Here is a 17,749-nt window from a genome sequence, read left to right on the forward strand (position 1 = left end):
CCGGACACCGGCACCATGAGCACGGGGCAGGCTCCTGGCCGCACGGCAGGTGCTACGTGGACTCGGGGGAGTGCCACCCTGCGGGCGGACCGTCAGGGTTCTTGCGCGGCGGTCGCGGCCGACGGCGTCGCGAGCAGCTCGCGGATGAGCGGGACGGCCAGGCGCAGGACGTCGTCCAGCGGGGCGCCGGCCAGATCCGGCGTGCGCAGCAGGTGGCGGTGGAAGGTGATGCCGAACATGACGGCCCCGGCCAGCGCCGCCCGCAGCCGCGGGTCCGGCCCCTCCAGGTGGAAGGCGATGCGGTCGATGGCCTCGGCGGTGATGTGCCTGCGCAGCAGGCCGGCGGCCTCCTCGCTGGTCAGGCTGGTACGCAGGAGCACGGCCATGGGGCTGTCGGGGGCGGCGGCCCAGCGTTCGAGCATGGCGCGCAGATAGCTTTCCGCCGAGGCCGCCGGGTCGCCGTCCACGGTGAGCGCGTCCACGTTGATGCGGAGGTCGAGGGCCTCGCGGAACAGCTGTTCCTTGGTGCCGAAATACTGGATCACCGAGGACTTGTCCACCTGCGCCTCGGCGGCGATGGCCCGGATGGTGGCGCGGTCGTAGCCCACCTTGCCGAACACCCGCCGCCCTGCCTCCAGGATGCGGCGGCGGGTGCGCTCGCCCTTGCTCTCACTGCTGCCGGCCTGCTCGATGACATCGGTCACTGCTGGTCACCTCTTCCTGCGCAGGCCGATGCTATCCACTACCGGCTGGTCAGCCGCCGGGCCGGCCGAGCGGGAAGCCCGACATGTCGCCCGCCTTCATCCGCTCGAACGCCTGCCGCATCGACTCGGCGTCGTTCAGATGGGGGAACGGCTCGCCGGCCGGGACGTCCACGCCGAGGAAGGCGCACAGCGGCTCCCACCCCTCCCGCACGTCGAACACCAGCAGCCGCTCCGCGGGAATGCTCTGCTTCACCGTCTCCACGTGCCGGTCGAAGGCTGCCACGACCAGTTCCTCGTCGGCCAGGTCGGTCCCGAAGGTCCAGTCGGGGCCGAAATGGGCGCGGCCCATCTGGTCCAGAGCCGGCCGCATGCGCTGCATGGTCGCGAAGAGCTGGCGGATCTGCTCGGGCATCTCGTCCGAAGGGGCCGGACGGTTCTCGCCGGAGAGCAGCATCCGGATGCTCGGGTACCACTTGTGCGGGTCCCGTACGGTGAGTACGACTTTCGCCTCGGGATAGGCGTCGGCCAGCTCCCGCCAGTAGTGGCTGGCAGGCCAGTCCACCTCCGCCTGGTAGCCGTCCTCGAAGACCCGGTCCCAGTCCTCACGAGTCGTGATCTTCCCGGCGGCGGCCTCCAGCCAGCGATCGACGTGGTCGGGATGGGTCATCACCTCGACCATGTGGTAGCAGGGGGCGAAGCCCAGCCGCTCCAAGGCGGCCTTCATGGACGTGGTGCCCGTGCGTGGAAGGCCCGCGCCGATGACTTTCATCATGCCGAGATCCCCTGTCGTCCGCGTTGACGGTCGCCCTCAGGCTAGGAGGACGGGCGGCAAATCTCAACAGCTGTACATTTTTCTGACGGTAGGGGATCCTGCCCGGACGCCCCCTCTCTGTTGCGCTTCGATCACGATTGCCGAATCTGAATGACTCTCCCGCATGACATCGGATGATCAATGGAGTCAAGCTTCGGAGAGAGAGGACACCTCATGCACTTACCCGCAGTCCGGGCTGCTCTGAGCGGTGCCACCGCCGTCTGCGCGCTGCTCCTCGCCGCCCTCCCTGCGACCGCCTCCGTCGCGCCGGCCTCGACCGCCCAGGCCGGCGCGACCCAGGCCGGAGTCGACCGCGGAGTGCTGCTGGCCAAGGCGGATCAGCCCCCGGTCGGCGAGCCGTACGGGGACCCGTGGGTCAACCCGTACTTCGAGCCCGAGGTCACCGGCCCGACCTGCTGGGAGTACGGGCGCGACACCGGCGCGAGCGCGGGCCTCAGCGCGAGATTCTCCACCCCGACGTGGTTCCACTCCTACAACGACGTCTGGGTCTTCCCGAGCGCGGACGACGCGGCCGCCTTCGAGCGGCAATGGCGGGCCGACCTGGCAACCTGCGTCGACCGCAATCCGCCCGGAGAGACCGGCTCCGCGGTGTACGACATCACCAGCGTGGGCGAGGCGGACGGCGTGGAGGTCCTGCGGGTCACCGCCGCCACCAACCCGTACTCGACCATGACCTACCACTTCTGGGTCGCCGTGGTCCGCCACGGTCGCGCCGTGTACGCCGTCCAGCTCCTCGACTACCGGCACGGCGACCCGCAGCCCGTGCCCTTCGACGACACCGTCGCCAAGATCAAGGCCAAGCTGGCCGCGTACTACCCGTAGGGCCGCGCCCAGGCGACCGCCTCCGGCGGCGGTCGCCGACCCCCGTGGTGATGCGCCGTCGCGGCGTACATGTCCCCCGTGCGAGCTACCCGCGAGTGTCCACCGCGCGGTGACGATTCCCGGCCCTCGAATCCCTAGCGTTCTCGGCGTAGCCGCGGCGCTCCGGCCGCGGGATCTGGCAAGGGAGTCGTCATGCGACTGTTGAAGCAGTTGGTGGCCGTCGCGGCGGTCGCCTTCGCCGGCAGCATGGGCGTCGGCGCCGTACAGGGAAACAGGTTTCTCACCCTGCTCCTCGGTACCGCGACAGCCGTGCTCGCGGTGTTCGTGTACGCCTCGGTGGTGCGGTGGTCGGAGCGTCGCGCGCCGGTAGAAGTGGCCGCGAAAGGCGCCGCCGCCGCCATCGGCCGGGGGGTGCTGATCGGCGTCGGGATGTTCCTGGCCGTCATCGTGAACATCGCCTTCATGGGCGGCTACCGGGTCGAGGGGCTGGGCTCGGTGGCGGGGGCGGTCGGGCTGTTCGGCTTCATGGCCGCCGCCGCCGTGACGGAAGAGCTGCTCTTTCGCGGCATCCTTTTCCGGATCGTCGAGGAACGCACCGGCACGTGGACGGCGCTGGCTCTGACCGGCCTGCTGTTCGGCCTGTCGCACCTTTTCAACCCGCACGCCAGCCTGTGGGGCGCGATCGCCATCGCGGTCGAGGCCGGCGGCATGCTCGCCGCCGCCTACGCCGCCACCCGCACCCTGTGGGTGCCGATCGGCCTGCACTTCGGCTGGAACTTCGCCGCGGCCGGCATCTTCGGCGCCGAGGTCTCCGGCAACGGAGCGCCGGAGGGGCTGCTGCACGGCGTCACGTCGGGCCCGGCCCTGCTCACCGGCGGCGCGTTCGGGCCGGAGGCGAGCCCGTACGCGGTCGTGTTCGGGGTGCTGCTGACGATCGTGTTCATGTGGCTGGCCCGCCGGCGCGGCAACGTGGTCCCTCTCCGGCGCAGCGCCCGGGGAGACATGACCGCTACGCTTCCCCGGTGATCGATCTCCGGCGGGTCCCGGACCTGTGGCAGCGGTGTGACGTCACGGTCCGGGATTTTCCGTTCGCGCTGCTGTTGGCCGTCGCGTCGCTCCTGCCGGCGTTCCAGGGCAAGGGGACGGAGATCGGCGAGCTGCCGGCGCGTCCCTTCGACGCGCTGGCCGTCGTGGCGGTCGCCCTCCAGTGCCTTCCGCTCGCCGTGCGCCGGCGGTGGCCGGCCGTCTGCCTCGTCCTGGTGTCGCTCGGCTTCGTCCTCGACCAGCTCCACGCGTACCACGCGCTGGCGGGCACCGCACTGCCCATCGCGCTGGTGAGCGCGGGCGCCCATCTGGAACGTCACCGGCGCGTCACCGTGGTTGTCCTGTCCGCGGCGTACGTGCCGTTGGCGGTCGCGCTCGACCGGCTCGGCGCGACCGAGCCGGTGGAAGGATACGTGCTGTTCTACCTGGCGCTGGTCCTCGCGTGGGGCATCGGGGCCTGGCTGCGCTCCACCCGGGCCGCCGAGGCCGAACGCCGCCTCCGCATCGCCGAGGCCACCCGCGCCGCCGAACGCACCCGCATCGCCCGAGAGCTTCACGACGTCGTGACCCACCACGTGACGGCCATGGTCGTGCAGGCCGAGGCGGCACGCTACCTGACCGCCGCGCCCGACCGCCTCGACGCGACGCTGAGCGCCGTCACCGACACCGGACGGCGGGCCATCGCCGACCTGCGGCACATGCTCGACCTGCTCAACCCCGACCACGACCCCGAAATCAGGACGCCGTCCGTCGGCGAGCTTCACCCGCTCGTGGAGCAGACGCGCCGGGCCGGGCAGCCGGTGGAGTTCACCGAGGAGGGCCGCCCGGCGGAATCGGCCGGCAGCGCCGAGTTCGTGGCCTACAGGGTCGTGCAGGAGTCCCTGACGAACGCCCTCAAATACGCCCACGGCAGCCGCACCGCCGTCCGCGTGCGCCATGGCGGGAAGGAGATCACCGTGGAGGTCACCACCGACGGCTCCGGCTCGCGGACCGGCTCCCCGGGCGGGAGCGGGCGCGGTCTCGCCGGGCTCCGGGAGCGGGTCGAGGCCCTGGGCGGCGAGTTCAGCGCCGACCGGCAGGCGGGCGGCGGCTTCGTCGTACGGGCGCGCATCCCCGCGGGGAGCCCGTCGTGAACGCGCCGCTCAGGGTCCTGATCTGCGACGACCAGGCGCTGATCCGCACCGGGTTCGCGACGATCATCGACGCGCAGCCCGACCTCGAGGTGGTGGGCGAGTGCGGGGACGGCCGCGCCGCGGTCGACCTCGCCCGCCGGCTGAACCCGGACATCGTGGTGATGGACGTACGGATGCCGGTGCTCGACGGCATCGGGGCGACCCGCCTGCTGGCCGGCGCCGGGGTGGCCGATCCCGTCAAGGTGCTCGTGGTGACGACGTTCAACCTGGACGAGTACGTGTACGAGGCGCTGCGCGCGGGGGCGAGCGGGTTCCTGCTCAAGGACGCCCCACCGGCGCAGCTGCTGCACGGTATCCGCACGGTCGCGACCGGCGCCGCGCTGCTGGCACCCGAGGTGACGCGGCAGCTCGTCGGCAGGTACGCGTCGCGGATCCGCCCCGCTGACGACACAGCGAACGACGTCGCGCTGACCCCACGCGAGCTGGAGGTACTGCGCCTCATCGCCGACGGCCGGTCCAACAGCGAGATCGCGGCGACCCTGGTGATCAGCCAGGAGACCGTCAAGACGTACGTGTCGCGCATCCTCGCCAAGCTCGACCTGCGTGACCGCGTGCAGGCGGTGGTCTACGCCTACCGCAACGGCCTGGTGACCTGAGATCGGCGACAGCCGAGTGGCGGCGTGCTCCGCCTTGGCCGGTGACCGGATCGACGCCTGAGCGGCAAGCTACAGCAGACCCGCCAGCTCGGTCCGGGAGGTGATGCCCAGCTTGGGAAAGGCGCGGTAGAGGTGGTAGCCGACGGTCCGCGGGCTGAGGAAGAGCCGGGCGGCGATCTCCCGGTTGGACGCCCCCTGCGCGGCGAGGAACACCACGTGCCGCTCCTGCGGCGTCAGCCCGCGCAGTGCTTCCGGCAGCGGCGGCGCCGGGCTCGGCTCGCCCGCCGCGCTCAGCTCGGTCGCGGCGCGCTCCGCCCAGGGGACCGCGCCCAGCTGCTCGAACGCGGCGCGCGCGGCCCGCAGGTGGGAGCGGGCTTCGGACCTGCGCCTGGTACGGCGGAGCCACTGCCCGTAGGCGAGCTCCGTCCTGGCCCGCTGGAAGGACGCCTGGGACGGGCCGTGCAGGTCGAGCGCGCCGGCGAAGAGCGGCTCCGCCTCGCCGTCCGGCGCGACCAGTGCCCGGCAGCGGAGCGCCACCGCGCCTATCCAGCGCTGGCGCGTGTTCTTCGCCCACTGCTCCAGCAGGGCGAGCGGCTCGACGGCGGCGCCGGGCAGGTCGGCCTGGACCGCCGCGTCGACCAGGTCGGCCGCGCAGCGGACCGCGATCACGGGGTGGTGCGCGGGGCCGGCGACCACGCGTTCGAGGTGGGCCACGGCGGCGCCCGCCCGGCCCAGCCCCAGCTCCAGCAGGCCGAGCGCCCAGGTGGCCAGCGCCGCGCCGGCCGGCGCGTCGTGGTCGGCGCAGTAGGCCAGGCTCGACTCGGCGTAGGCCCGGCAGCGCTCCTCGTCGCCGTTCATCGCGGCGATCAGCGCGACCACGCCGCTCAGGTGCCCGACCCGGTGGGTCTGGCCGAGCTCACCGGCGAGCTTCAGCCCCTCGGTGGCCTGCCTGAGCGCTTCGGCGTTGCGGCCGCTCAGCAGGAGGGCATGGGACTGCAGTTGCAGCGCGTACGGCAGGAGCCCCATCAGATCCTGGTGTCGGCAGTCGGCCACCAGCGTGGAGGTGAGGCGCAGCGCCGAGCCGGCGTCGGCGGCCAACAGGCCCAACGAGGTGGCGGTGATGGCCTGCTGGGTAGCCAGGGCGGGCGTGTGCTCGACCAGCTCGCCGATGGCGGCGAAGCCACTGAACGGGCCACCCGCCATGATCTTGGCCAGCGGGGGCAGCGACCGGGCCAGCGGAGCGGACCAGGTGGGCTGGCCTTCCGACCGCGCGACCCACGAAGGGACTCGCGAAATCTCCGGCGCCGCCCAGACGGCGGCGGCGATCTGGGCGGCCAGCCCCTCGTCGCCGCTGTAGCCGAACAGGCGGATCGCGTCGGCGATCATGACGATGGCCGTGGCGTGGTCGTCGTCGTCGATCCTGGCCGCCGAGTCCAGCAGCATCCGCGCGGCTTTGGCCGGCGAGCCGATCTCGGACTCCACGGTGGCCAGCACGCGGGCGGCCGAGGCCAGCGTCGAGGGTTCGGCGCTCAGCTCGGTCGCGCGGGTCGCCAGGTCCGCGGCGCGGCGCAGCTGTCCGGCGTCGCACGCGGCGAGCGCGGCGGCGGCATGGTGCCGGGCGCGTGACTCGGGGTCGGTGGTCAGCTCGGCCGCGCGCTCCAGCGCCGACGACGTCCCGATGGCCGCCAGCTCGCGCGCGATCTCCTCGTCCGGCTCGAGCGCGGCGGCGGCGAGATGCCAGACCCGCCGCTCGGGCGACACCTCGGCCAGGGCCCGGTGCGCGGCGATGCGGGCCGAGAGCGGCGCGGACTGGTAGGCGGCGACCAGTATCAGCAGGTGGCGAGGGGCGAGCCCGGCCGGCCGCACTTCGACCAGCTGGGCGGTCTCGGCGGGCTCCAGATCGGCCGGGGTCGCTCGGGCGGCGGCGAAGAGCCCGGACTGAGAGGCCGGCATCGCTGCGGCAGCGGCGAGAAGTTCGGACAGGGAGGCCGCCGGGTCGGCGGCGGCCAGCAGGAGGAGTGAGCGAGTCCGCTCGGGCAGGGCGCGTAAGCGCTCGCCGTACAGCTGGTCGGCCCGCCGCGAACGCCCGGGCCAGCCGGTGTGGAGGCCCAGCGGCGACAGCCTGCCCTCGACCTGCGTGGGGCTGATCCCCGCAGCCAGCTCGCGCAGGGCCAGCGGATTGCCGCGGGCATCCCCGACGATCCGCTCACGCACCTGCGGGACGATGCCCGGCCGGCACTCGGCGACGATGTCCAGCGCCGCCTGCCTGCCGACACCCGGCAGGTCCAGCTCGTCGATCCCCCGCAGCCCGGCCGGCTCGCCCTCGGCGGCCACCAGGATCACCACGCGCGCGGCGGCGAGGCGGCGGACGCAGAAGGAAAGGACCGCCAGGCTCTCCCGGTCCAGCCATTGCGCGTCGTCGATCAGGCAGAGCACGGGCCGCTTGCTCGCCAGGTGGCGCAGGAGGTTCCAGACCGGCAGGTACGGCGGTTCGCCTGGCTCGCCCAGACGGTCGAGGACGTCGCGTTGCCTGGCAGGCAGGTGTTTCCAGCTCGGGCGGGTGGTCGCCAGCAGCATGTGCAGGCCGCCGTACGGGAGATGGGACTCCTCCGGGGTGCCGGACGCGCTGAGCACGATTTGATCACTAGCGGTCTCGGCAGCGAAGGAGAGCAACGCGCTCTTGCCCGCGCCGGCTTCCCCGCGGATCATCAGGGCGCCGCTCCCACCAGCGAGAAGTCGCGTGATCCCGGCCTGCTCCGCGATGCGCCCGTGCAGCACGAGGCGAGAGTACCGGACTCGTAGTGGATCTCATACCTAACCGGGAACATTCAGACGTGCTTGATCCACGTCATCCGTACAGATGTGGGACGGACGGGTCGCGGCTACGGTCGCCGCCGGAGGTCGGCATGAGGAACCGTTGGGTCACCCGTCTTTGCGCTGCACTGACGGTGACCACGCTTGTCATCAGCGTCGCAGGTCAGGGAGCCCACGCGGCTGCCGAGGAGCCCACGCTCCCCGAGCAGTTGCCGGGCTCGGCGGCGAACCGTGCCCATCAGGTGGCGGCGGAGGCGACCCGGGCGAAGAGCGAGCTGCCTGAGCGGGCCGCCGCCAAGCCGCCCAAGGGGACCGTGCCCCTGGAGGCCCCGAAGCCGCCCGAGCCGGTCTCCCGTCTGTCGAACGCGCCGCAGCGGGTGGGCGCGGCGACCGGCAAGCCGGGCAAGAGACAGGCCCACGGGTTCGTCGCCGAGCAGAGCCGGGTGGTGCCCACGCTGGGTGACGCGACGTCGAAGGTCTTCCAGAACCCCGACCGCACCTACACCGTGCGCACGTACTCCAGGCCAGTGCGTTATCGGACGGCCACGGGGGAGTGGGCGGACATCGACGTCAACCTGACCGGCGCGGACGGACGCTGGCGGCAGGCGGCGAACGACGTCGGGGTCGAGGTGGCCGACGACGCCGCCGACCCCAGGCTCCAATCGCTCACCCTGGACGGGGAGCACAGCCTGTCCTTCGCCCTCCAAGGCGCAAAAAGCACCAAAGCCACTATTTCGCGAAATATCGCGAAATATCGTGGGGTGCTGCCTGAGACGGACATCGAGGTCGAGGTCGCCTGGAACGGTATCAAGGAGTCGCTGGTCCTGACCTCGCGCCAGGCCGCGACCGGCCCCTGGGACTTCCCCTTCCAGGCCAAGGGGTTGACGCCGCGAAGCTCGTCGCAGGGTGTGGAGTTCGTCGACGAGCAGGGCGCCGTCCGCATCACCGTCCCCGCCGGATTCATGCGCGACGCCGCGGGCGCCCGCTCCGACGCGGTCCGCTACACCCTCGTCGGCAACGTCCTGCGCGTCAGCGCCGACCAGAAGTGGCTGCGCGCCAAGGACCGCGAGTTCCCGGTGGTCGTCGACCCCTCCTCCTACGTGCGCACCACCAGCGGCGCCGCCTCCGACACGTACGTCGACAACCACTCCGGCGCGAACCACGCCGGCAGCGACCAGCTCCTGGTCGGCTCCCAGGACGGCACCAAGCGCAACAACGCCTACATCAACTTCAACCTCGCCTCCCAGATCCCCCACGCCTACGTGACGGGCGCCGCGCTCTTCCTCTACAACACCCTGTCGAACTCCTGCTCGGCCAACCCCGTCACGGTGAAGGCGATCACCAGCAGCTGGAACGTCGGCACGATCGCCTCCTATCCCGGCGTGACGCTCGGCGACACCTGGGGATCGGCAAGCTTCACCGGCGGCGTCACCTGCGGCGGCGCCGCCTGGGCGTGGATCGGGATCAACAGCGCGGGCCTGTCCGCCCTGTCGGACTGGGCCAACGGCGCGGGCAACAACGGCCTGGCGCTGACCGCCGACAGCTTCAAGGAGTTCGCCAGCGCCAACTCGGCCAACCCGCCGTACCTGCAGGTGGACTACAGCCCCTGGCGAGCGCTGTACGCGATCGACTCCGGCGCCACGATCGACCCGCCGGTGACGGCCAACGGCGCGGGCCGGCTCCCCGTCACGATGATCAACAATGGGATGAACTCCTGGTCCCCCGGCACGGTCAAGCTGGGCTACAAGGTGTACACCACCGGCGGCACCTTCGTGGGCAGCTCCACCGCGGCCGCCGCGCTGCCCGCCACGATCGCCAACAACGGCTCGGCGAAGGTGAGCGCCACGATCGACCCGCTCAACCCGGGCTCGTACCAGGTCTGCTGGGACATGGTGGCGAACGGGCAGTTCTTCTCCGACTGGGGCGTACCGGTCTGGTGCGTGAGCCTGACCGTGGTCAACCTGCCGCCCCAGGTCGACTCGATGTGGCCGGGCAGCGGGTACGTGGAGTCCACGCTGACGCCGGAGTTCACAGCATCCGGCCATGACGAGGACGGGTGGCCCGGCGGGGAGCTGAACTTCATCTTCAACGTCTGCCTGGTCTCCGACCCCGACACGTGCCCCGCGGCCGGTCTGGTCACGGGCGACTCCAACACCGGTGCCCAGACCGCGAGCTGGACGGTGCCGCAGGGCAAGCTCAAGTGGGGCGAGCAGTACATGTGGCGCGTCCTGGTCACCGACGGCAAGGACTCCAGCCCGGCGTCCGGGTGGAGCACGTTCCGCACCATCGTGCCGCAGCCGCTGGTCTCCTCACATGTCTCCGACAGCGCGGGCACGGCCGCCGTCAAGGGCGTCGACCCGCTGACCGGCCAGTACGCGGCCACCACCACGGACGCGAGCCTCACCACCGCCGGTCCCGCGCTGGCGATCACCCGCTCGTACAGCAGCCTGAACTCCCGCACGGGGATGTTCGGCGTGGGCTGGACCACCGCCTACGACATGAAGATCGTCACCGACAACGACCTGACGGGCAACGTCGTGGTCACCTACCCCGACGGGCGGCAGGCGCGCTTCGGCCGCAACCCCGACGGCACGTACGCGCCGCCCGAGGGCCGGTCGGTGAGCTTGGTGAAGACCGATCTGGCGTGGTTCCTCCGCGACAAGTCCGGCGGCGCGTACGTGTTCGACCCGAACGGCCGGTTGACCGCGATCTACGACGACGACCAGCACGCCGAGTACCTCACCTACAACGGCGACGGCACCCTCGCCAAGGTCGTGAACAAGGTCAGCGGACGCGGCCTCTACTTCTCCTGGACCGGCGGGCTGGTGACCTCGGTCGCCACCGACCCCGCCCAGGGAGCGCCCGCCTGGACCTACGGCTACGGCTACGGCCTGCTCGCCCACGTCTGCCCGCCGGGCACGACGACGGCCTGCACGAAGTACACCTACAAAATGGTGTCGCACTACCGGACGGCGGTCGTGGACGCCGCTCCCGCGATGTACTACCGGCTCCACCAGAGCGCGACCAACGAGGCCCGGATGTTCGTCGGCCAGGACGACGCGGAGGCGGTCAACCTGGCCTACGGCGCGGCGGGCGCCCCGGCCGGGACCACGGACGGCTCGGCGACGTTCAACGGCACGAGCTCCTACCTGCGCATGCCGTACAGCGTCACCGACGAGACCACCTACGCGGCGGTCGGCATGTGGTTCAGGACCACCAAGGCCGGCGTGCTGTACGGCGCGCAGATGAACACGCTGGAGGACTCCCGGGGCCCGCTGCCCTGGGGCTTCCTGCCGATGCTCTACGTCGGGACCGACGGCAGGCTGCACGGGCAGCTGGCCGACGACGGCAGCTGCGGATCGATGACGTCGACCGCGGCGGTGAACGACGGGGCCTGGCACCACGTGGTGCTGACCTCGAGCGGAACCTGGCAGAGCCTGTACGTGGACGGGTCGATGGCGGCCAGCCGCACCAAGCAGATCAAGGCGACCCATCTGCCGTACGCCAGCGTCGGGGCCGGCTACACGACCACCTCGGGCTGGTGCCCCGCCGCGCCCGCCGACGCGCGCGGCCACTTCACCGGCCAGATCGACGACCCCGCCTTCTACACCCACCCGCTCGGCCCCACGGCCGTCGCCGCCCAGTACGCGGCCGGGCAGTACACGGGCGTGCTGGAGACGGTCAAGCTGCCCTCGGGCAAGCTGCAGGCCACGCTCGCGTACGACGCCCAGAGCGACCGCGTCGCCTCGGTGACCGACGCGGGCGGCGGGCAGTGGCGGGTCTACCCCGCCCAGACGCAGGCCGGCACCGAGTACTACCCGAACGCGGTCCTGGGCGCCCGGCCGCGCGAGTACTACCGCCTCGCCGAGTACTCCGGCACCCGGGCGGCCAGCGCGGCGTACGGCGACGGGCGCGACACCGACGCGACCTACCACAACGTCACCCTGAACCAGACCGCGCCCATCTACCTGGCCACCGGTGGCGACAGGGCCGCCGGGTTCAACGGCTCCACCTCCTACCTGGAGCTTCCCGACGGCGAGATCAAGGGTGGCGGCGACCTGTCGGCCGAGCTGTGGTTCAAGACCGCCAAGCCCGGCGTCCTGCTCGCCTACCAGGCCCAGGCCATCACCGACCCGGCCGGGCCGCAGGCGAACTACACGCCCGCGCTGTACGTCGGGACGGACGGCAAGCTGCGCGGTCAGTTCTGGGACGGCGCCGCGATCGCGCCGATCACCACGAGCAAGACCGTGACCGACGCGAGCTGGCACCACGCCGTGCTGACGGCCTCCGGCGGCACCCAGTGGCTCTGGCTGGACGGCTCCGTGGTCGGGACCAGGTCCAAGGGGCCGGTGTCCACGGTCGCGCAGAACCACGTCTACGTCGGCGCCGGCTTCATCGCCGGCAACTGGCCCGCCAAACCCTCGGACACCCTGGGCCACTTCACCGGCACCATCGACGAGGTGGCGATCTACTGGGGCAGCCTGAGCACGGACGCGATCGAGGCGCACTACCAGGACGTCGCGACGTTCGGCATCCCCGCCACCACCGTGCTCGCCGCCGACCCGGGCGGCAAACCGATGGTCTACAGCTTCGACCCCCGGCACGGCGGCCGCCCGACCTCGCTGTACGACGCCTCGGGCGGCACCACGCGATACGGCTACGACCTCAACGGCAACCTGGCCACGGTAACCGACCCGGACGGGCACACCACCCAGCTGTTCAACGACAACCGGGGCAACCCGGTCATGAAGGTGACCTGCCGGGGGCCGCGCTCCTGCCAGACCTCCTACTTCACCTACTACCTGGACCCCGGCGACCCGCTGGACCCCCGCAACGACAAGCTCACCGGTGCGTACGACGCCCGGGCCAGCGCCGGGAACGACGCGGCGCACCGCACCAGCTACACCTACGACATTTCGGGCGACCTGCTCACCGTCACCACGCCTCCCGTGAGCGCGTCCGGAGGCGGCCGCACCACCAGGTACGCCTACACCGACGGCACCGAGGCCGCCGTTGACGGCGGCACCACCCCGGACGGGCTGCTCGCCTCCGTCACCACCCCCGGCGGCAGGACCACGCGGTACGGCTACCGCCAGAACGGCGACCTCGCCCAGGTGGTGGACCCGGCCGGGCTCACCACCAAGTACGACTACGACGGCGCCGGCCGGCCCACCGCCGTGACCGAGATCTCCGACACCTTCCCGAACGGCGTCGTCACCTCGATGGGGTACGACGCCCTCAACCACCTCACCGCCACCGTCGGCCCCGCGACCACGGACGTGATCAGCGGCGTCAAGCACCTCCCGTGGGTCATCTACACCTACGACGTCGACGGCAACGTCACCAAGGTCGAGCGGACGGACCCCACCGGCAAGGACGCCACCCGCACCACGAGCTACACCTACGACTCCGCGGCCCGCGTCTCGTCCGTCAAGGACGCCGCGGGCAACATCACCACCTACGGATACGACTCCTACGGCAACCTCAACAGCACCGTGGACGCCACCGGCGCCGACTACCGGCGCACCTACGGGCCGACCGGCCTGCTGCTGACCACCAGCCTCGCCAACTGGGTGGGCGACCCGCTGGACGGCGACGCCCCCAAGGAGCTGGTCCTCGAATCCCGCGCCTACGACCCGGCGGGGCGCCTGGCCACGGTCACCGACGCCATGGGCCGTACGACCCGCTACCGCTACCACGACGACAACCTGCTCGAATCGGTCTGGGCCGAGGGTTTCCGCAACGCCGACGGGACCACCCGGGACATCCCGCTCCAGCAGAACACCTACGACAATGCGGGCAACCTCATCCAGCGGGTCACCGGCAACGGCAAGAGCACGACCACGTACACCGTGGACGCCGCCAACCGGACCACCGAGGCCCTGCTGGACCCCACGGGCATCAAGCGCAAGACCACGTACGGCTACGACGACGACGACCACCTGATCTCCCTGGTCCAGGCCCAGAACGGCGGCTACACCTGGACCACGTACGGCCTCGACGCGCTGGGCCGGCCCCTCTCCCAGAAGGTCTGGGACGGCGACGCATGGCTCACCACCTCCTGGACCAGGGACCAGCGGGGCTTCGAGCGGACGATGACCGACCCGCGTGGCGCGGTGACCGACTACACCTACGACGAGGCGGGCCGGCTCACCACGACCAAGGCGCCGACGGTGGCCGTCGAGCACTTCGGCAGCGCGCCGTACAACGTCAGGCCGACGACGCGGGCCGGCTACAACAGCTTCGGCGACGTCGTGACGAGCGAGGACGCCGAGGGCTACCGGACCACGATCACCTACGACGCCATGAGCCGGCCGCGTGTCCTCACCCTGCCCTCCTACACGCAGCTCGGCGCCGGAGCCACGGTGATCGGGAGCTCCACCAGGACGTACGACGGGCTGGGCCGCGTGACGAGCGTCGTGGACGCGCTCGGCCACACCGACACCTACACCTACAACCAGCTGGGCAACGCGGTCGCCACCACGGACGCGGCGGGCAACCGGTCGCGGTCGGGCTTCGACGCGGCCGGCGAATGGCTCTGGACGCGGGACCAGGCGGGCCGGGTGACCGGGGCGACGTACGACGACCTCGGCCGCCGCATCTCCACCACCGCCGTCGAGCGCACACCGACCGCGGCCGGGTACACCACGACGTACGAGTACGACGACGCGGGCAACCTGACCCACGTCACCACGCCGTCGGGCGCGCGCAGCCAGTTCGGCTACAACGCGGCAGGCGAGGCCGTGGTCGACGTCGACCCGCTGACCCAGGCCCGTTGGTACACCCGCGACCACGCCGGCCGGGTGACCAAGGTCCTCAACCCGGACGGCACCGGCAGCACGCTCACATACGACGGCGCCGGCCGGGCGACCGCTATGGCCGAGCTCGACGCGTCGGGCAACAAGCTGCGGTCGATGACCGTCGGCTACGACGCGGGCGGCAACCCGGTCACCGTCAACAGACCGGGCGGCGGGGTCACCACCTACGACTACGACGCCCTGAACCGGCTGACCGGCCAGCACGAGAAGACCACGTCCACGCACACCGTCACCACGACGTTCGGCTACGACGCGGTGGGCAACCAGACCCGCTTCACCGACGGCAACGGCAACGCGACCTCGTACGCCTACAACCCGTGGAACCTCCAGACGGCGATGCTCGTCCCGGCGACCACGGCCTACACCACGCCCGCCCAGCGCCAGACGATCACCGACTACGACGCGGCCGGCCGCCCCGTCCAGGTCGTCAAGCCGGGCGGGGTCACCGTCGCCCGCACCTTCGACGCGCTGGACCGGCTCACCGCGGAGACCGGCGCGGGCGCCGAGAGCGCCACGACCGCCCACAGCTTCGGCTACGACGCCGTGAGCCGGCTGACCTCGGCCGGGGGCGACACCTTCGGCTACGACGATCGCGACCATCTCGTCAGCACGGCGGGGCCGTCCGGCACGGCGTCCTTCACCTACGACGCCGACGGCCGCATGAAGACCCGCGCCGACAAGGCGGGCACGGCCACCTACGACTACGACGCGGGCAGCCGCCTCACCACGGTCCGCGACCCGCTCACCGGCGGTACCTCGATCTACTCCTACGACTCGATGGACCAGCTCAAGGGGGTGGACTACGGCGGCGCCAAGCGTTCCTTCGAGTACGACGCGCTGCACCGGTCCACCTCCGACACGCTCAAGACCACCGCGGGCGCGACGCTGGCCGCCATCGGCTACGGCTACGACGACGCCGACCGGCTCACCAGCAAGACCACGACCGGTACGGCGGGCGCGGCGGCCAACACCTACGGCTACGACCTGGCGGGCAGGCTGACGTCGTGGAACTCGGTCGCCTACGAGTACGACGACGCGGGCAACCGGACCAAGGCCGGCACGGCCGTCGCCGTCTACGACGCGCGCAACCAGCTGGTCTCCGACGGATCGGCCGGCTACGCCTACTCGGCGCGCGGCACCCTGAAATCCAGGACGCCGACCGGCGGGAGCGCGAGCGCGACGAGCTACGACGCGTTCGACCGGATGATCAGCGACGGTGCCACGACCTACGCCTACGACGGGCTGGACAGGCTCGCGTCCGCCGCGGGCGTCGCGTTCAGCTACTCCGGGCTGGGCAACACCCCGGCCGCGGCGGGCACCGAGACCTACGGCAGGGACCCGGCGGGCAACGTCGTCTCCGTCGCGGGCCTGTACGCCTACACCGACCGGCACGGCGACCTCACCGCCACCTTCACCGGCGCGGGTGCGCCGGCCGATTCGGTGGCCTACGACCCGTACGGGAAGGTCGTCGCCAGCTCGGGGACCAAGCGGGGCCTCGGCTACCAGGGCGGCTGGACCGACCCGGCCAGCGGCAAGGTCAACATGGCCGCCCGCTGGTACGACCCCGGGACCGGCGCGTTCCCCAGCAGGGACACCCTCGAGGTGGATCCGGTGCCGTCCGTGAAGGGCAACCGCTTCACCTACGCGGACGGCGACCCGCTCAACCGGATGGACCCGACCGGTCACTTCGGCTGCCCCGCCTTCGTGTGCGGCACCGCCAAAAGCGTGATCAGGGTCGTCACGGTGGACATCGCCAGGCCGATCTGGAACGCGGCCGACTACGTCCTCGTCGGTGGCGGGGAGACCGGCGCGCTCGCGCGCGGCTCACGGGCCTGCGGTCCGGCCTGGCTCTACTGTCTCGCGGCGGTCGGCGTCGGCGCGGGCCTGGGCTACCTGGCGGGCAAGTGGTGGCAGAACAACTGGTGGAAGGGCTGGCCGGACGGCAGCGGGCCGTACATCGAGTATCCGGACGGCGGGAGCTCGCCCGGCAAGGGCAAGTCCGGCGGCCCCGACGGGGACCCCACACCCGGCCCGGCCAAGAGCGGCCTGCCCAAGACGCCCAAGGCGGATCCTCCGCCGCCGCCTCCGCCGCCCACGCCCCAGGAGCTCGCCGACATCGCCGCGAAGACGCGCGCGACCAGGCCGGGCCCCATCGACCACGACCGGCTGCCCGGTCCGGCGGGCACCTCGCTGGCCGACGCGCTCGACAAGGGCCTCACGCATCGGGTCGACAACGCCATCGACAAGATCCTGGACAAGGTCGGCGTGGCCTTCACGCCGACCGAGGCGGGGGCGGGTGACGGGCAGCCCAACGGCGGGTTCGATCCGGCGCCGCACGTCGTCGGCCAGTGCTCGGGGGTGTTCGGCGCGGACGCGATGCAGGACTGCCGCGTCGACCCGGGCCCGGGCGTCCCGCAGGACCCGTCGGTGCAGCTGGCCCCCTGCCGTGGCGTGACGGGTGCCGGCTCCGCCTGCCTGTCCGCACCCGGGCCGCTGGGAACCGCGAGGTCCGGCGGCGGCTCCGGCGCGGGAGCGCGCGGGCCGATCGCCGCCGACGACCCCTTCACGCTGGCACGCGCCGGGGACAGGCCGCGCTGGGGCGCCAGACTCCCGATGAACATGGACACGGTCCGGCGGGTGGCCCAGGACTGGGACATCCGGATCGACGACCTGACCATCAGGATCGACAAGAGGATCGACGGGCTGGCCGGCGTGACCTATCCCGATCAGACGGTCCTGCTCCGGCGAGCGGCCTTCCGCAGCGAGGAACTGCTGGCCCGTACGCTCGCCCACGAGCGGTACCACGTGGAGGACCTGCGCCAGGGCGGCGCCTATCCGAGGAGCACCCAAGAAGCGCAACCGTGGGAGGACCGGGCCTATGCCTTCGAGGACGAGTGGTGGGCCAACCATCCACGTAACCAGTGAC

The 17,749-nt window shown here is 71.9% G+C and carries 8 protein-coding genes; 5 read left to right on the plus strand and 3 right to left on the minus strand.

Features of this window, described 5'->3' with window-relative positions; all coding sequences use genetic code 11:
- Positions 1 to 92: 92 nt before the first annotated feature.
- Both ACIBI9_RS58115 and ACIBI9_RS58120 read right to left on the minus strand, forming a co-directional pair.
- Entirely contained in the window at positions 93 to 704 is a 612-nt protein-coding gene (locus ACIBI9_RS58115) for a TetR family transcriptional regulator (protein WP_397236102.1), read from the minus strand.
- Between the two features lie 49 nt (positions 705 to 753).
- On the minus strand, positions 754 to 1,476 hold the full coding sequence (locus ACIBI9_RS58120; protein ID WP_397236104.1) for a sulfotransferase family protein: 723 nt from the start codon (positions 1,474 to 1,476) through the stop codon (positions 754 to 756).
- Between the two features lie 213 nt (positions 1,477 to 1,689).
- Here ACIBI9_RS58120 and ACIBI9_RS58125 point away from each other — a divergent pair, with 213 nt between their 5' ends.
- The 4 genes from ACIBI9_RS58125 (at position 1,690) to ACIBI9_RS58140 (ending at position 5,191) form a co-directional block, all read left to right on the plus strand.
- Positions 1,690 to 2,358, plus strand: coding sequence for a hypothetical protein (locus ACIBI9_RS58125; RefSeq protein ID WP_397236106.1), 669 nt, complete (start codon positions 1,690 to 1,692; stop codon positions 2,356 to 2,358).
- 192 nt (positions 2,359 to 2,550) lie between these two features.
- The gene (locus ACIBI9_RS58130) at positions 2,551 to 3,384 is read left to right on the plus strand and encodes a lysostaphin resistance A-like protein (RefSeq protein WP_397236108.1); all 834 of its coding nucleotides are present in this window, start codon (positions 2,551 to 2,553) and stop codon (positions 3,382 to 3,384) included.
- Entirely contained in the window at positions 3,381 to 4,535 is a 1,155-nt protein-coding gene (locus ACIBI9_RS58135; RefSeq protein WP_397236110.1) for a sensor histidine kinase, read from the plus strand. Before ACIBI9_RS58130 ends, ACIBI9_RS58135 begins: the two co-directional genes overlap by 4 nt.
- Entirely contained in the window at positions 4,532 to 5,191 is a 660-nt protein-coding gene (locus ACIBI9_RS58140; protein WP_397236112.1) for a response regulator, read from the plus strand. Before ACIBI9_RS58135 ends, ACIBI9_RS58140 begins: the two co-directional genes overlap by 4 nt.
- Before the next feature lie 69 nt (positions 5,192 to 5,260).
- Here ACIBI9_RS58140 and ACIBI9_RS58145 read toward each other — a convergent pair whose 3' ends face one another.
- Positions 5,261 to 7,969 carry a LuxR C-terminal-related transcriptional regulator gene (locus ACIBI9_RS58145; RefSeq protein WP_397236114.1) on the minus strand — a complete coding sequence of 903 codons (2,709 nt, stop codon included), beginning with the start codon at positions 7,967 to 7,969 and terminating at the stop codon, positions 5,261 to 5,263.
- Positions 7,970 to 8,139: 170 nt separating this feature from the next.
- On the opposite strand from ACIBI9_RS58145, the gene ACIBI9_RS58150 reads away from it, so the two are divergent.
- Positions 8,140 to 17,748 (plus strand): LamG-like jellyroll fold domain-containing protein, encoded by a 9,609-nt coding sequence (locus ACIBI9_RS58150; RefSeq protein WP_397236116.1) that lies wholly within the window; start codon positions 8,140 to 8,142, stop codon positions 17,746 to 17,748.
- The last annotated feature ends 1 nt before the right edge of the window (position 17,749 follow it).

It is taken from the genome of Nonomuraea sp. NPDC050451, from assembly GCF_044458585.1.

Excerpts from the sequence above, each read along its gene's own strand:
- ACIBI9_RS58130 (WP_397236108.1), top strand. The coding sequence starts at position 2,551 with ATGCGACTGTTGAAGCAGTTGGTGGCCGTCGCGGCGGTCGCCTTCGCC.
- ACIBI9_RS58125 (WP_397236106.1), top strand. The coding sequence starts at position 1,690 with ATGCACTTACCCGCAGTCCGGGCTGCTCTGAGCGGTGCCACCGCCGTC.
- ACIBI9_RS58120 (WP_397236104.1), bottom strand. The coding sequence starts at position 1,476 with ATGATGAAAGTCATCGGCGCGGGCCTTCCACGCACGGGCACCACGTCC.